Below are 16495 nucleotides of genomic sequence, written 5' to 3'. Positions count from 1 at the left end.
TAAGAACATTGTCTTTTAAAAGGGTAGGAATATGCGGTTCATTCGTTATGCGGCGGCGGTGGTGGTGTCGGGATTGGTGGCGGCGGGCGCGCAGGCGCAGGGCTGGCCCGAGCAGGTGCGGTTCGGCGGGTTCGGACAGGGATTCGGCAAGCCCTACGGGCTGGCGGTCCTGGCGATCGCGCAGGGCAAGGGGTTCATCGCCGATGAATTCAAGGGCACGCCGGTCAAGCTGAGCTTCGAGTACTTCACCGGCACGGGGCCGGCCATCAACGAGGCCATCGCCAACAAGCGGCTGGATTTCGCCCAATACGGCTCGCTGCCCAACATCGTCGGCCGCGCCAACGGGCTGCCCACGCGCATCGTGACCTCGTACGGCTACACCACCATCTTCGGCGTGGCGCGGCCCGACCTGCCCGTCAAGTCGTTCAAGGACCTCAAGGGCAGGCGGGTGGCCGTCGCCAAGGGTACGGTGCTGCACTGGGCCTTCCTGAAGGCCCTGGAAGGAAACGGCCTGACCCTCAGGGACGTGACTCTGCTCGACCTTGCCACCGCCGACCAGTTGGCGGCGCTCACGGCGGGCAGCGTGGACGCGGTGATCGGGTCGAGCGTGCTGCTGTCGCTGCGCGACAAGGGCCTGGCCAAGGTCTTCTACAGCTCGCACGACATCGGCCCCAAGGCGGCCGGCTTCGGCGCGATCACGGTCACCGAGTCGTTCGAGCAGCGCTATCCCGAGGCCACGCAGCGCGTGGTGCGCGGGCTGGTGCGCGCGGCGGAGTGGCTGGGCCATGAGGAAAACCGCGAGGAAGCCCTGCAGATCTGGACCCGTTCCGGCGTGCCCTACCAGGCGCTGCGCGACGAGTACGCGGGGGTGGCGCTCAAGGACATCTTCAATCCTCGCATCGACGCGTTCTTCGTCTCCCAGTACCGCGACGCCGTCGCCTTCAGCCAGGAGCAGAAACTGATACGCTCGGGCATCGACCTCCAGCAATGGTTCCTGCCCAGGTACGTCGACCAGGCGCTGGACCAGCTCGGCCTGCAGGGAACCTGGCCGCGGCGTGACGCCAACGGCAAGCCGCTGGAAGGCTGACGGGAGCGACCGCCATGAGCTCCCATACCGACGCCCGCCTGGACACGCTCGCCGTCCCCGTCTCCACGCCCCGGCCCCGTGCGCCGCGGGCCTGGCGCGCCGCGCTGCTGCCCCTGCTGCTGCCGGCCCTGGCGCTGTGCGCCTGGCAGTTGGCCGCCTCGCAGGCATGGATGGCACCGCAGATCCTGCCGGCCCCGGAGCTAGTATGGACCAGTTTCGTGGAACTGCTGGAGAACGGCGACATCGCCGCGAACTTCGCCGTCAGCCTGCACCGCATCGGCATGGGCTTCCTGCTGGGCGCCGCGCTGGGCCTGGCCACCGGCATCGCGCTGGGGGTCTCGGACACCGTGCGCGACTATCTCGACCCGCTGCTGCGCGCGCTGTTCGCCATTCCGTCCATCGGCTGGATACCCATCCTGATCCTGGTCTTCGGCATTGCCGAAACGCTGAAAATCCTGATCATCGCCAAGGCGGTCTTCGTGCCCATCGTCATCAATACCGCCCAGGGCATACGCGACATTCCCAAGGCCCATCTCGAAACCGCGCGGGTGCTGCGCCTGCGGCCCTGGACCCGCTTCATCCGGGTGATCGCGCCCGCCAGCCTGGGCCCGGTCTTCAGCGGCGTGCGGCTGGGCCTGGGCCACGCGTTCATCGCCCTGATCGTGGTCGAGATGCTGGCCGCCACCGAGGGCATCGGCTACATGATGGTGTGGGGCCGCAAGCAGTTCCAGACCGATATCGTGATCGTCGGCATGATCGTGGTGGGCTTGGCGGGCTTCGCGCTGGATCGCGTGCTGCTGGCCATCGAGCAGGCGCTGAACCGCAAGGTGCCCTCCCATGGCTGACGCCGCCTGGTCAGGGCCGCTGGCCGCTCTCTCGCGCCTTGCGCCCCGCGTGCGGCGCGGCGCCGTCCTGCCCGCCGCCCTGGTGCTGCTGTGGCTAGCCGTGGTCGACACCGGTTTCGTGCGCACCCCGCTGCTGGTTCCGCTGCACCAGGTCCTGTCGTCGCCGTTCGTGGATCCGGACGGGCGGCAGGTCTGGGCGGCGCTGGCCGCCAGCCTGGCGCGGGCCACCGCGGGCGTCGCGTTGGGCGCCTGCGCGGGCGTCGCGCTGGGCGTGGCCCTGGGGCTGTCGCGCCCGCTCCAGCGCGCAATCGCTCCCACGCTGCACGGCCTGCGCCAGATCGCGCTGTTCGCGTGGATTCCGCTGCTGACCGCGTGGTTCGGCACGGGCGAGGTCGCCAAGGTGGTCTTCATCTCGCTGTCGGCCTTCTTCCCCGCCTTCCTGAACACCGAACAGGGCGTGCGGGCCATCTCCCCCGCCTACTGGGAAACCGCGGCCGTGCTCAGGCTGCGGCCATGGCGGCGAGTGACGAAGATGGTCCTGCCCGCCGCGCTGCCCGCCATCCTGATCGGCCTGGAGATCGCGCTGCTGACGGCCTGGATAGGCACCGTGGGCGCCGAATATGCGATCGGCGTCGGACGCGGCCTGGGCGCGTTCCTGGTGGCCGCGCGCGAACTGTTCCGCATGGACCTGGTGCTGGCAGGCGTCGTCGCGCTGGCACTGGTGGGCTATGCCTGCAACCGGGCCTCGCGCCATGTCTTTTCACGCATCATCACCTGGCGGGACCGCTGAATGACGACCTCCTCCCCTTCCCTTGCCCCGCCCGCTTCGTACGCGCTGTCTCTGCGCCGCGTGGGCAAGCAATACACCGTGGACGACCAGCCGCTGCCGGTCCTGGAGCGTATCAACCTGGACCTGCGGCACGGCGAATTCCTGAGCATCGTGGGCGCCTCCGGCTGCGGCAAGTCGACGCTGCTGCGCCTGGTGGCCGGCCTGGACGCGGCCTTCGACGGCGAGATCCTGATCGACGGCCGGCCCATCGCCGGGCCCGGCATCGAACGCGGCATGGTGTTCCAGGACCATCGTCTCTTTCCCTGGCTGAACATCGCCGGCAACGTCGCGCTGGGGCTGGACAGCCTGGACCTCGATCCGCGCGACCGCGAACGCCGCGTGGCGGCGATGCTGGAACTGGTTGGGCTGTCCGCCTTCGCCAAGGCCCATCCGCACCAGTTGTCGGGCGGCATGGCCCAGCGCGCCGCGATCGCCCGCGCGCTGGTCTCGGAACCGGAAATACTGCTGATGGACGAACCCTTCGGCGCCCTGGATTCGCTGACGCGCGTCCACCTGCAGGAGGAATTGCTGCGCATCTGGTCGCAGCGGCGGGTAACGGTGATCGTGGTGACCCACGACGTGGAGGAAGCGGTCTACCTGAGCGACACCATCGCGGTCATGGCGCCCCGCCCCGGCCGCGTCGTCGGCGCGACCCGGGTCGACCTGCCTCGCCCTCGCGATCGCGCCGATCCACGTTTCGGCGAGATCCGGCGCACCATCCTGGGACAACTGCGGCGCTGAGGGCGCCGCGCCGGGTGCCCGGACCGCCGGGGCGGCCCTTTACTTCCAGTGCCAGAAGCCGCCGGCGCCCCCCAGGCCGGCCTTGGCCAGCCCGGCGCCGAAGGACACGCCCACGCGCTTGGCGACCCGCTCGGCGAAGTTCTCGCGCACCGTGTAGTCCACCACCGTGTCGGCCTGGATGACGTCGCGCGCCACGCCGTCCACCGTGCCCAGTTCGTCGGTCAGGCCCAGTTCGACGCTCTTGGCGCCCGTCCAGATCAGCCCGGTGAACATGTCCGGCGTTTCATGCAGGCGCTCGCCGCGCCCTTCCCGCACCGCGCCGACGAACTGCTGGAAGATTTCCTGCACCAGCGCCTGCGCATGGGCCTGCTGTCCAGGGTTGGCGGGCGAGAACGGATCCAGCAGCGCCTTGTTCTCGCCGGACACGACCAGGCGCCGTTCGACCCCTACCTTGTCCATCAGGCCCGTGAAGCCGAAGCCTTCCATGATGACGCCGATGGAGCCGACCACGCTGGCCTTGTTGACGTAGATCTTGTCGGCCGCGGCGGCGACGTAGTAGCCGCCGGAGGCGCAGATTTCCTCGACCACCGCGTACACGGGCTTGTCCGGGTTCTGGGCGCGCAGGCGGCGGATCTCGTCGAAGATCATGCCGGCCTGGACCGGGCTGCCGCCCGGGCTGTTGATGCGCAGGACCACGCCCTTGGCGTTGGCGTCATCGAAGGCGGCCTGCAGCGCCGCGTTGATCTTGTCTGCGCTGGCCTCGCCCTGGGCATCGATGACCCCGTCCAGTTCGATCAGCGCGGTATGCGGATCGGGCGTGCCCGAGCCCGACCCGCGGAACAGCACGCCGGTGGCGGCCAGTACCAGCAGGACCACGATGGCCAGCATCAGCAGCCGGAAGAAGATGGTCCAGCGCCGCCGGGCGCGCTGCTCCTTGAGCGACGCGAACACCAGCTTCTCGAGCACATCGCGCTCCCATTCCCCCGGGGCGCGGGACGAAGCATCGGGCGGGGAGGAATAGGCATCCTGGGACATGAAGACAGCTCGCTATGAAAGAAAGGTCGAAGGTCGAGATAGGCAATCGCTAGGATAGGGCAAGTCGCGGCGCGGCGACAGCGGACACAGGAGCCGGGCCCTAGGCTGCCCGGGCCGCGATGCGGCCATGCAGCCAGTCGTCCAGCTCGGCGATGCTGCCGGCCAGCGTCTGCGGGGCGCACCCCGCCAGCTCGTCCACGGCATGCGCCCCGTAGGTCACGCCCACGCCATGGATCCCGGCATTGCGGGCCATCTGCAGGTCGTGCGAAGTGTCGCCCACCATGACGGCCGAGGCCGGATCGGCGCCCAGTTCGCGCATGATCTCGAACAGCATGGCCGGGTTGGGCTTGGAGAAGGTCTCGTCGGCACAGCGGGTGGTGTCGAAGTACCGGCGGATGCCGGTGGCGTCCAGGGCCCGCTCCAGGCCGACGCGGCTCTTGCCCGTGGCCACCGCCAGGCGCGCGCCGCGTGCGGCCAGGCGCGCCAGCATCTGCTCGGCGCCGGCGAAAAGGCGCAGTTGCGGATCGCGAGTCAGGTAGTGGAAGCGGTAGCGCGCGACGAAGGCCTGGACCTGGTCTTGCGCCAGCGTGGGAACGGCGGCCATCAGCGCATCCTGCAGGCTCAGGCCGATGACCCAGGCGGCCGCCTCGTCGGGCGGCACCGGCAGCCCGAGGTCGCGACAGGCGGACTGGATGGCGGCGATGATGGTCGGCGTCGAGTCCATCAGGGTGCCGTCCCAGTCGAACACGATCAGCGAATAGCCCGGGAGGGGTGAAGTCATGGATGTTCCAGTTGCTGTAGGAATTTGACGCAATCTTCGGGCAGGTGGGCCTCCAGCGCCAGGGACTCGCCGGTCAGCGGGTGCGGGACGGCCAGGGTATGGGCGTGCAGGAACATCCTGCGGAACCCGCGCCCGGCCGCCGCCGCGTTGGCGTGGTCGTCGCCGTACTTGTCGTCGCCCACGATGGGAAACCCGCAACTGGTCACGTGCACCCGGATCTGGTGGGTGCGGCCGGTCTTGAGTTCGGCGTCCAGCAGGGAATACAGGCCGTAGCGCCGCTTCAGGGTGAAAATGGTGTGGGCCGGCTGACCGTCGGGATCGACCTTCACGCGGCGCTCGCCCGACTGGGTGGACCACTTGGTGAGCGGCTTGCGCACGTGCTGGCGGTCGTTGACCCAGTCGCCCGCGACCAGCACCAGGTAATGCTTGTTCCACAGCCCGTTGCGCAGCGATTCGTGCAGGCCGACCAGGGCGCTGCGCTTCTTTGCCACCAGCAGCAGCCCCGAGGTGTCACGGTCGAGCCGGTGCACCAGTTCCAGGAAGCGCGCCTCGGGTCGCGCCCGCCGCAACTGCTCGATGACGCCGAAATCGACGCCGCTGCCGCCATGCACCGCCACGCCCGCCGGCTTGTCGATCGCCAGCAGCGCGTCGTCCTCGAACACGATGGGGAATTCGCCGGGGGGCACGAAGCGCACCGGCGCCTCGGGCAGCCGGAACGGCGGCACCCGCACCAGGTCGCCGGCGGCGATCCGGTGGTCCACCGGCACCCGCCCCCGGTTGACCCGGACCTGGCCGCCCCGGATGGCCTTGTACAGGTGGCTCTTGGGCACGCCCTTGCACAGCCGCAGCAGGAAATTGTCCAGCCGCTGGCCGTCGTGCGCCTCGTCCACTTCGACCAGGCGCACGGCGGGAGCCGCCGCCGGTTCGGGGTTTCTGGCCGGGCGGCCCTGGCCAGGCGTGGATTTCGCTTTGCGCAACAATGGTAGCGACATATAATCCTGAAGCCTGATCGAATCAGGCGGGTTGGAGCACAGGGTTGACGTACACGTTGTGTCCCTGAACCGCGCTTCCGGCGTCGAGACGCGCTTTTATGCGGCGTTTCCGCCAGATGTGCGCGAGACCTTTCCGTATCCAGGCCGCGTTCCCTATCGGGCTGCCGCCTGCCGCTGAATGTTTCGCGGCAAGCCGTGCAGCCTTTGCAGCACGCCGCCGGGTCAGGACAGGTCGCAAAGTGTGCCGGAATTGTACCCGTCCCGCCCGCCGGATTCTTCCGGGCCGTCATGGTCGCCCGCTCGCCGCGCCGCAATGGCTTCGAACCCGAAGCCCAACCGCGCGACGACGGATATGCGCCCGCGGACGCAAGTACAAAGAAACCGTCGTCGTATACGCAAAGGCTCGCCCAAGAGGCGAGTCTGTCTGGCTCGCAAATACCGTGAATACCACTGCTTTCGATACCGCAACCGTCCGTCGCCCCCACCGCAAACCGCGGTCAGTGGGCGGTGGCCGCGGCATCCACGGTGCCTGCGCTCTTTCCCGACCTTGCGCATTCCCACCCGGCCGGTCATCGTGACCTGAGTCCGCGGGGTGCGGCTTTTCGCGCACCGGTTTCCTCCACTCGCTCCGCGCACCGCGCATCTTCCCGACGGCCCGAGGCTGCGCGCCGGTTTTTCGGCGCGCACGACCACGGAGACCTTCATACATGAAGCGCATGCTGTTCAACGCAACGCACCAGGAAGAACTGCGCGTTGCCATCGTCGACGGGCAGAAGCTCATCGACCTCGACATCGAAACCGCCGGCCGCGAACAACGCAAAGGCAACATCTACAAGGGCGTCGTCACCCGCATCGAACCCAGCCTGGAAGCCTGCTTCGTCAACTATGGCGAGGAACGCCACGGTTTCCTTCCCTTCAAGGAAATCGCCCGCACCTACTTCAAGGAAGGCGTGGACGTCCGCAGCGCCCGCATCCAGGACGTGCTGCGCGAAGGCCAGGAACTCATCGTCCAGGTCGAGAAGGAAGAGCGCGGCAACAAGGGCGCGGCCCTGACCACGTTCATCTCGCTGGCCGGCCGCTATCTGGTGCTGATGCCCAACAACCCCCGCGGCGGCGGCGTGTCGCGCCGCGTCGAGGGCGAAGACCGCCAGGAACTGCGTGAAACCATGGAGCAGCTCCAGGTTCCGCAGGGCATGAGCATCATCGCCCGCACCGCGGGCATCGGCCGCAACGTCGAAGAACTGCAGTGGGACCTGTCCTACCTGATGCAGCTCTGGACGGCCATCGACGGCGCCGCCCGCGAGAACGCCGGCCCCATCCTGATCTACCTGGAATCGAGCCTGGTCATCCGGGCCATCCGCGATTACTTCTCGCCCGACATCGGCGAGATCCTGATCGACACCGACGACATCGCCGACCAGGCCTGCGCCTTCATGAGCGTGGTCATGCCGGACAACGTCCAGCGGGTGAAACGCTACCGCGACGACGTGCCCCTGTTCTCGCGCTTCCAGATCGAACACCAGATCGAGACCGCCTACGCCCGCACGGTGCCCCTGCCCTCGGGCGGCGCGGTGGTGATCGACCACACCGAGGCCCTGGTCGCGGTGGACGTCAACTCGGCCCGCGCCACCAAGGGCAGCGACATCGAGGAAACCGCGCTGCGCACCAACCTGGAAGCGGCCGACGAAGTGGCCCGCCAGTTGCGCCTGCGCGACCTGGGCGGCCTGATCGTCATCGACTTCATCGACATGGAAGACGGCAAGAACCAGCGCGCCGTCGAGCAGCGCCTGCGCGAAGCCCTCCATTTCGACCGCGCCCGCGTGCAGATGGGCAAGATCTCCCGCTTCGGCCTGATGGAGCTGTCGCGCCAGCGGCTGCGCCCGGCGCTGAACGAGGGCTCGCACATCACCTGCCCGCGCTGCAACGGCACCGGCGTCATCCGCGACACCGAGTCCAGCGCGCTGCAGGTGCTGCGCCTGATCCAGGAAGAGTCCATGAAGGAAAACACCGCCGCCGTGCACGCACAGGTGCCGGTGGAAGTGGCTACCTTCCTGCTGAACGAAAAGCGCACCGACATCGCCAAGATGGAGGCGCGCTCGAAGGTCAACGTCATCCTCATCCCCAACAAGCACCTGGAAACGCCGCACCATCGCATCGAGCGCCTGCGGCACGACGATCCCAGGCTGGAAAGCGCCAAGGCAAGCTTCGAGCTGGCCGAGGCCCCCGAGACCAACCTCGCCTATTCCGCGCAGGAACACGAGGTCAAGGCCCGTCCCGAGGCCATCGTCAAGGGCATCACCCCCGCCCAGCCGGCCCCCGTCTCGTCCACGCCCGCGCCCAGCGCCAAGGCCCAGCCCGCCGCGGCACCGGCCGCCGGCGGCTTCTCCGCCCTGGTGTCGCGCCTGTTCGGCTGGCTCAAGGGCAGCCCCGCCCAGCCGGCCGAGCCGGCCGCCCGCCCGCGCAAGGAAGAATCGCGCGAGGAACGCGACGCCCATCGCAACCGCCGCCGCACCGCCCAGGGCGGCAACAACCGCGGCCGCCGCGACAATCGCGAGGCGCGCCCCGATGACCGCGAGCGCCAGGACGGCGAGGAAGGCCGCAGGGAAGCCCGCGATTCGCGCGGCCAGCGCCGCGACGGCCGCCGCGACGACCGCGCCCGCGCGCCCAGGCAGGAAGAGCAGCAGCGCCCCGTCGCCGCCGCGCCTGTCGCCGACGATGCCGAGCAGCAGTCGGGCGACACCCGCAACCGCAACCGCCGCGGCCGCCGCGGAGGACGCCGCGAAGACCTGCCGGCCGATGAAGCCGCCGGTTCGACCGTTGCCGCCGCTGCCGTCGTGGCCGGCGAGGCACTCGCGCCTGTCGCCGCTCCCGCAGCTCCCGTCGTGCCGGAAGTGCCGGTGGGCGCCGAGCCGCAAGGGGTCCAGGAAGAAGAACAGCTCGCCGCCGCCGATGGCGCCGATGGCGAACCGGAACGCAAGCGCCGCCGCCGTCGCGGCCGCCGTGGCCGCCGTCAGGGCGAAGGCGGAGCGGCCCTGGGCGAAGATGGCCTGCAGGACGACGAGTCGGCCGACGACGAGGACGGCGTTCCGGCGTCCGCCCCGGCCGAGCCGCTGGCCGTGGTGTCCGAGCCCATCCTGATCACGGCGGAGGCCCTGCCGATCGACACGCCGGCCCCCGTGGTGGCGGAAGTCGTGCACGTGCCGGCCGAGCCCGTCCAGGAAGCCCAGCCGGCGCCGCAAGCCGCCCCCCAGGCCGAGGAACCCGCCCCCGTGGCCATCCCGCAGCCGGCCGAGGAACCCGCGCCCGCCGCCGTTGTCGCCGAGGCCCCCGTCCAGCAGGCCGCCGCGGTCCCGGTCGAACCGGTCCTGCCGGTCGAGGCCGAGAGCGCACCCGCCCCCCAGGCCGAGGAACCCGCCGCGCAGCCCGAACCGGTTGCCGTGCAAGCCCAGGCCGACGTGCCCGCGCCCGTGGCCCCAGCCCCGGCCCCGCAAACGGCCTCCATCCTGGATACGCCGGCCCAGATCGTGGTGCCGCAGGCCGCCGCGTCGCACGACGAACTCGTGCGCGTGGTCGAGCAGGCCGGCATGCAGTGGGTGGAAACGGACAGCGCCAAGCTGGCCGCCTCCCGCCAGACCGCGCCGGCCGCCGCGCCGGTCCGCCTGGGCCGCGAGCCGCGCATCCGCGCGCAGGTGACGTCCGAGGCGCTGGTGCAGGTGGAAACCCGTCCCGACCTGCGTCACTGATCACGCAGCCGGGCCGTCCCGATGCCGCACGTTCGCGTGCGGCATTTTTTTTGCCTTGAACCCGGCCTCAGGCCAGGGAACGCAGTACCTGCGCAAGCTTCCTGACCGCGGCGCCCAGCTCGTTCGGCGCATAGGCGGCGAACCCCATCAGGAAGCCGGCCTCATGCCTGTCCGATGCGTGCAGCGCCGTCAGGCCGAGCAGGTCGATCTCGGCCCGCCGCGCCGCGTCCACCACTGCCCGCTCGGGCAGGTCGCGGACGAAGACACACGGCATCTGCATGCCTCCCGCCGGTACCAGCGGCTCGACGAACTCGGCCAGGTGCCTGCGCACCAGTCGCGCCAGCACGTCGCGCCGCTCGGCATAGACGGCGCGCATGGTGCGCACATGCGCGCCGAAATGCCCGCCCTCGATGAAGCGCGCCAACGTGAGCTGCGGCAGCGGCGCGCTATGGCCGTCCAGCAAGGTGCGCGCCACCGTCATCGGCGCCACGAGCGGCGGCGGCAGGATCATGTAGCCGATGCGCAGCCCGGGAAACAGAGACTTGGTGAAGGTGCCGATATAGATCGTCCGCTCGTGCGGATCGAGCCCCTGGACGCAGGCCGTGGGGCGGCCGGCGTAATGGAACTCGCTGTCGTAGTCGTCCTCGATGATCCAGGCCCGCTGCCGCCTGGCCCATTCGATGACGGCCAGCCGGCGGTCCAGCGCCAGCGTCGTCCCCGTCGGGAATTGATGCGATGGCGTGAGGAACACGGCCCGGGCGGCCTGCGGCGCCTCGCACAACAGGTCCACCCGCATGCCGTCGGCATCCAGGGGGACCGGCGCGCATGCCAGGCCGGCCGCCTCGAAGGCCTTGCGCGCCCCATGGTAGACGGGATCCTCGATGAAGATCCGGTCGCCCGGATCGAGCAGCACGTTGGCGCACAAGGTCAGCGCCTGCTGGGAACTGGTCAGTACCAGCACCCGCTCGGCCGTGGCCCGCGCGCCGCGCTCCAGGTTGACATAGTCCGCGATGGCCCGGCGCAACTGCTCCATGCCCTGCGGCGGGCTGTGCCGCAGCACCTCGGGACCGTGCTCCTTCAACACCTGCCGCCCCAGCCGCTCCCAGGTCTGCAGCGGGAAACCGCGCGTCTCCGGTACGCCGGGCGCGAACGGGCGGGTGACCAGGAAATCGCGCACGCCGCCGCCTTCGAACATGGCGCCGCCGCGCCGGCTCAGGCGCAAGACCTCCCGCGGGGCGCCCGCGCGCGGCGCGGCGCGCCGCGGCCCGCGCTGCGCCCGTTCCGACACGAAGCTGCCGCTGCCCACCCGCCGGTCGATGAAGCCTTCCACGTGCAACTGGCCATAGGCCGCCTCGACCGTGTCGCGGGACACGCCCAGCGAGCGTGCCAGGGCGCGCGATGCCGGCAAGGGCCGGCCCGCCTCGAGCGTGCCGTCCAGGACTAGTTGCCGGACCGCGCGGTGGATGCGCGCATGCAGGGGCAAGGCGGCGTGCGCGGGATCGCCGATCCAGGCCTTCACGGATTCGAGCTGGGCATGCTTGAACAATTGGCCGGCACCTGTACCAAAAAATGGCGGGGAACAACCAACCATTCTAAGGCTATAAAAAAACTTGCCGTATCGGCCCAACCCTAGCCTTCAGGAATCCCATGCCGGCCCTGCCCTCCACCCGCCCCGCTTCGTCCCTGCGCTGGAGCGACCTCCTCCATCCCATCGTGGCCGGCCTGATCTCGGTCATCGTCAACTATGGCGGCACCTTCATCCTGGTGTTCCAGGCGGCCCGTGCCGCCGGCCTGAGCCCGGAGCTGACCGCCTCCTGGGTATGGTCGGTATCGATCGGCGTCGGAGTGACGGGTTGCCTCTTGAGCTGGATGTACCGCGAGCCCATCATCACCGCCTGGTCCACGCCGGCCGCCGCCTTTCTCGTCACGGCCCTGGCCACCACGCCTTACGCGGAAGCAGTGGGCGCCTACCTGATATCGGCCGCCACCTTCGTCGTGCTGGGCGTGTCCGGCTGCTTCGAAAAGGTGATACGGCTGATCCCGCCCGGCGTGGCGGCCGGACTGCTGGCGGGCATCCTGCTGCAGTTCGGCATCCAGGCATTCGGGGGGCTGAGTGTCGACCCGTGGCTGGCCGCGCTGCTGATCGTCGCCTACGTGGCGCTCAAGCGCTACACAGCTCGCTACGCCGTGGTGGGCATTCTCGTGCTGGGGCTGGCGTTCCTGCTCGCGCAGGGCCGCGTCGACCTGTCCGGACTGGCGTTGACATTGGCGGCCCCCGTCCCGACGATGCCGGCGTTCTCGCTGAACGCCCTGCTGAGCGTCGCGCTGCCGCTGTTCCTGATCACACTGACCGGCCAATACATGCCCGGCATGCTCGTGCTGCGCAACGACGGCTTCAAGACCAGCGCCAACCCCGTCGTGACGGCCACCGGGCTGGGATCGCTGCTGATGGCACCGTTCGGCTCGCACGCCGTCAACATCGCCGCGATCACGGCGGCGATCTGCACCGGCCGGGAAGCGCACGAAGACCCGTCCAGGCGCTGGGTCGCCGGGATCGCGGCTGGCGTGTTCTACATCCTCGTCGGCGTGTTCGGCGTGACGCTGGCCGCCGTCTTCATGGCCTTCCCCGCCACCTTCATCACCACGCTGGCGGGCCTGGCGCTGCTGGGCACCATAGGCGGCAGCCTGGCCGCCGCCCTGGCCGAGCCCAGGACGCGCGAGGCTTCGCTGATCACCTTCCTGGCATCCGCCGCCAATATCACGATGTTCGGCATAGGCGGCGCGTTTTGGGGGCTGCTGGTCGGGCTGCTGGCCCACGGCGCACTAAACGGACGCGTGCCCTGGCGGTGCCGCAAAATCACCACAAAGCTGCCCGGTTCCGGCCGCAACGCCTAGAATGGCGGCTTGGCCTGCCCTACGGGATATCCCCTCCATGCTCAGCAAGAAGACCCTCGAGAACTCATGGCTGGGGAACATCCCGCTGACCGGCAAGGTATCCCTGCTGGTGGGCTCGCTGCTGACCCTGTTCATCGTCTCCAGCATCGGCACGTCGCTGGTCCTGGAGCAGGAAAAGCAGAACCGGGCCGCGTTCAGCACCACGGTCAACCTGCTGCGCGAGGTCGAGCAGACCAACCGCGTGCTGTACCAGCGGCAGTCCGAACTGCGGCAGTTGCTGCTCAGTTCGAGCGAACCCGACACCAGGACGCTGGATGCCGCCAACGCCGCGATCTCGCAGCACCTCGACCATCTCGAGCAGCAGATCCATGACGACGCCACGCAAGGCACTCGCCTGGACAACGTCCGCAACCTGGACGCCACGTGGCGCAGCAACGTCGAACAGCAGGTCCTGACTGAACTGCGGCAGCTGGCCAAGGAAGCTCCCGCCGACGCCGCCTCCCGGCGCGAGCGGCTCCTGCCGCAGCTCACCGCGCGCGCGCCGGTCACCACGCCCGCCATCGTCACGGAACTGGACGGCTTCGGCGCCTATGCACGCCGGCAGCTGGAAGAACGCGAACACGCCCTGCAGCGGTCCGAATCGCAACGCGAGTGGCTGCTCTGGGGCACGCTCCTGCTGGCGGCGCTGTGCGGCGTGGCGGCCCTGCGGCTGTCGGCGACGCTCGTGACACAGCCCTTGCGCCTGATGAGCGGGCTCATGGAGCGGCTGGCGCGGCACGACCATGCCGTCGAGACGCCCCAGCTCGACCGGCGCGACGAGATCGGCACCATCTCCAGGGCCTTGACCGAATTCAAGCAGATGGCCATCGACATCTCGGACCAGAACTGGGTGGGCCACTGCGTGGGAACGGTCGCCGACCGCCTGCAGCGCGCCTCCTCGCACACCGAATTCGCGCAGGCGCTGCTGTCGCAGCTCAGCCCCGAACTGGGCGCGGGCGTGGCGCTGTTCCACCTGCGCGGCGAGGACGACATGCTGCATCCGGTCGGACACTACGGCTACCAGCCCGATGCCGCGAATGGGCCCCAGCCATTCAGGATGGGAGAAGGCCTGGTCGGCCAGTGCGCCCGCGAGGCCCGGGTCATCGAGCTCGACGCCGTGCCCGGCCACTACCTGCGCATGCGGTCCGGACTGGGCGAAGCCGTGCCTCCCCGCCTGATGCTGATTCCCGTCCTGTCGATGGAACACGTCCTGGCCGTCATCGAACTCGGCCTGATGGGGCCCCTGGATGCCCGCCGCCATCGCCTGCTGGAAACCCTGTTGCCCGTGGTGGCCTTGTCGCTGGAGAACATCACGCGCTCGGTGCATACCCGGGAGCTGCTGGAACGCACGCAAAGCCAGGCCGCCGAACTGCGCACTTCCGAGGAGGAGCTGCGCACGCAGCAGGAGGAACTGCAGGCCTCGAACGAGGAATTGCGCCAGCAGTCGGAAATCCTCAACCAGCAGAAGACGCTGCTGGAGGCCCTGCAGCGGGAAACGGCCGACAAGGCAGACGCGCTGGCCCGCGCCAGCCAGTACAAGTCCGACTTCCTGGCCAACATGTCGCACGAGCTGCGCACGCCGCTCAACAGCCTGCTGATCCTGTCCAACGACCTGGCCGAGAACCGCGAAGGCAACCTGAACGAGGACCAGATCGAATCGGCCCGCATCATCCACGAAGGCGGGACCAACCTGCTGCGCCTCATCAACGACATCCTGGACCTGTCCAAGATCGAGGCGGGGAAGATGGAACTGTCGCTCGAACCGGTCGACCTGCGCGGCTTCGCCGCCCGGCTCAAGCGACAGTTCGACCACGTGGCGCGCGACAAGGGCCTGCGCTTCGCCGTCGAGATCGGCGATACGCTGCCCCCCGCGGTGCAGGCCGACGGCGGCAAGCTCGAACAGATCGTGACCAATCTGCTGGGCAACGCCTTCAAGTTCACCCAGTCGGGCGAGGTCCGGCTGGTGCTGCGGCGCCCCGCCGCCGACCTTCCCGGCTTTCCGGCCGGCCGCTCCGTCTCGATCGAGGTGCACGACACCGGCATCGGCATCCCGCCCGAGAAATTCACGCAGGTCTTCGGCGCCTTCGAACAGCTCGACGCCGGCACCAGCCGCCAGTTCGGCGGAACGGGCCTGGGGTTGGCGATTTCGCGGCGTCTCGCGCGCCTGCACCATGGCGACATCCAGTTGCGCAGCGAACCCGGGCAGGGCAGCGTCTTCACGGTGGTGCTGCCGCAACTCCAGCCCGGCGCGGCCGAACCGGCGCCCCCGGTCGAGGCCGCCCCGGCGGCCAGCAATGCCACGACGACGCTGCCGGACACGCCGCTTGCCGATCCGGCGGCCCACCGCGACACCACCATCCTCGTCATCGAGGACGATCCGGCCTTCGCGCGCGTCCTGGCCGACATGATCCGGCGCAAGGGCTGCTCGGCCCTGGTGGCCCATGGCGGCGAAGCCGGCCTGCAACTGGCCCGCCAGCATCATCCCACCGGCATCATCCTGGACCTGATGCTGCCCGACATGGACGGCTGGACCGTCCTGGAACGGCTCAAGGCCGAGCCCGGCCTGCGCCACGTCCCCGTGCACATCGTTTCGGCGCTGGACGAACCGGCGCGCACGCGGGACTCCGGCGCCGCCGGCTACCTGACCAAGCCGGTGTCGGCCGACGCGCTCAACGGCGCCATCGACCGCCTGATGCTGCCGGCCGAAGGCCAGGCCCGGCGGCTGCTGATCATCGACGACGATCCGGCCTCCCGCACCTCGGTGCGGACCCTGCTGTCGTCCCAGCCCGTCGAGATCTCGGAGGCCGGCTCGGCCGAGGAAGCGCTGGCCTTGCTGCGCGGCGAGACCTTCGACTGCGTCGTGCTGGACCTGGGCCTGCCCGGCATCTCCGGCTTCGACTTCCTTGAACGGCTGTCCGCCGTCGAACCGCGCCCGCCGGTCGTGGTGTATTCCGCGCGCGAACTGTCGCGCGAAGACCAGCTGCGGATACGCTCGCACACCGACAGCGTGGTGATCAAGGGCGCGCATTCGTCGGAACGGCTGCTGGACGAAGTCAGCCTGTTCCTGCACAGCGTGCGGCTGCGGCCCGCGGCGCCGGCCTCGGGCAGCGACGACGACCTGCACGGCCGCAAGGTCCTGATGGTGGACGACGACATGCGCAACCTGTTCGCCCTGTCCAAGGCGCTGCGCGGCCGCGGCATGGAAGTCCTGATGGCGCAGGACGGCAGCAAGGCCCTGCGGCAGTTGGAAGAGAACCCCGACATCGAACTGGTCCTGATGGACGTCATGATGCCGGTCATGGACGGCTACGAGGCCACGCAGGAGATCCGCAAGAACCCGCGCCACGCGCACCTGCCCATCATCTCGCTGACAGCCAAGGCCATGCAGGGCGACCGCGAGAAAAGCCTGGCCTCGGGCGCCAACGACTACCTGCCGAAACCGGTGGACATTCCCAAGCTGCTGTCTATGATGCGAGTATGGCTGCACCGCTAGGCCCGCCTGGAACGC

General features: G+C 69.4%; 11 protein-coding genes. 7 read left to right on the top strand and 4 right to left on the bottom strand.

Annotated features, from left to right (window positions below):
- The first annotated feature begins 31 nt into the window (after positions 1 to 31).
- Genes EV675_RS14860 through EV675_RS14845 form a run of 4 tightly spaced genes read left to right on the top strand, consistent with a single transcriptional unit; the run spans position 32 to position 3502 of the window.
- On the top strand, positions 32 to 1087 hold the full coding sequence (locus tag EV675_RS14860; RefSeq protein ID WP_130358138.1) for an ABC transporter substrate-binding protein: 1056 nt from the start codon (positions 32 to 34) through the stop codon (positions 1085 to 1087).
- Positions 1088 to 1101: 14 nt separating this feature from the next.
- The gene (locus EV675_RS14855; RefSeq protein ID WP_130358137.1) at positions 1102 to 1932 is read left to right on the top strand and encodes an ABC transporter permease; all 831 of its coding nucleotides are present in this window, start codon (positions 1102 to 1104) and stop codon (positions 1930 to 1932) included.
- A complete protein-coding gene (locus tag EV675_RS14850; RefSeq protein WP_130358136.1) occupies positions 1925 to 2722 on the top strand; it encodes an ABC transporter permease in 798 nt (265 codons plus the stop codon). The genes EV675_RS14855 and EV675_RS14850 overlap by 8 nt, the downstream gene beginning before the upstream one ends.
- The gene (locus EV675_RS14845; protein WP_130358135.1) at positions 2723 to 3502 is read left to right on the top strand and encodes an ABC transporter ATP-binding protein; all 780 of its coding nucleotides are present in this window, start codon (positions 2723 to 2725) and stop codon (positions 3500 to 3502) included.
- 39 nt (positions 3503 to 3541) lie between these two features.
- Here EV675_RS14845 and sppA read toward each other — a convergent pair whose 3' ends face one another.
- The 3 genes from sppA to EV675_RS14830 all read right to left on the bottom strand — a co-directional run bounded on the left by sppA (position 3542) and on the right by EV675_RS14830 (position 6310).
- Positions 3542 to 4537: a signal peptide peptidase SppA gene (gene sppA / locus EV675_RS14840; protein ID WP_130358134.1), complete on the bottom strand. Its 996-nt coding sequence runs from the start codon at positions 4535 to 4537 to the stop codon at positions 3542 to 3544.
- Between the two features lie 100 nt (positions 4538 to 4637).
- Positions 4638 to 5318: an HAD-IA family hydrolase gene (locus tag EV675_RS14835; RefSeq protein ID WP_130358133.1), complete on the bottom strand. Its 681-nt coding sequence runs from the start codon at positions 5316 to 5318 to the stop codon at positions 4638 to 4640.
- Positions 5315 to 6310: an RluA family pseudouridine synthase gene (locus EV675_RS14830; RefSeq protein ID WP_130358132.1), complete on the bottom strand. Its 996-nt coding sequence runs from the start codon at positions 6308 to 6310 to the stop codon at positions 5315 to 5317. Before EV675_RS14830 ends, EV675_RS14835 begins: the two co-directional genes overlap by 4 nt.
- Before the next feature lie 707 nt (positions 6311 to 7017).
- Here EV675_RS14830 and EV675_RS14825 point away from each other — a divergent pair.
- On the top strand, positions 7018 to 10053 hold the full coding sequence (locus EV675_RS14825) for an Rne/Rng family ribonuclease (protein WP_130358131.1): 3036 nt from the start codon (positions 7018 to 7020) through the stop codon (positions 10051 to 10053).
- Positions 10054 to 10120: 67 nt separating this feature from the next.
- On the opposite strand, the gene pdxR is transcribed toward EV675_RS14825, so the two are convergent.
- Positions 10121 to 11599, bottom strand: coding sequence for a MocR-like pyridoxine biosynthesis transcription factor PdxR (pdxR, locus tag EV675_RS14820; protein WP_130358130.1), 1479 nt, complete (start codon positions 11597 to 11599; stop codon positions 10121 to 10123).
- 101 nt (positions 11600 to 11700) lie between these two features.
- On the opposite strand from pdxR, the gene EV675_RS14815 reads away from it, so the two are divergent.
- Positions 11701 to 12948: a benzoate/H(+) symporter BenE family transporter gene (locus tag EV675_RS14815; protein ID WP_130358129.1), complete on the top strand. Its 1248-nt coding sequence runs from the start codon at positions 11701 to 11703 to the stop codon at positions 12946 to 12948.
- A gap of 37 nt (positions 12949 to 12985) precedes the next feature.
- The gene (locus EV675_RS14810) at positions 12986 to 16480 is read left to right on the top strand and encodes a response regulator (RefSeq protein WP_130358128.1); all 3495 of its coding nucleotides are present in this window, start codon (positions 12986 to 12988) and stop codon (positions 16478 to 16480) included.
- Positions 16481 to 16495: the final 15 nt, after the last annotated feature.

The sequence above is a fragment of the Pigmentiphaga kullae genome (genome assembly GCF_004216695.1).
In the GTDB taxonomy this organism is placed as follows: Bacteria; Pseudomonadota; Gammaproteobacteria; order Burkholderiales; family Burkholderiaceae_B; genus Pigmentiphaga; species Pigmentiphaga kullae.
The sequence above is the reverse complement of the archived record's forward strand: the minus strand, read 5'-3'. Positions and strand labels throughout refer to the sequence as shown.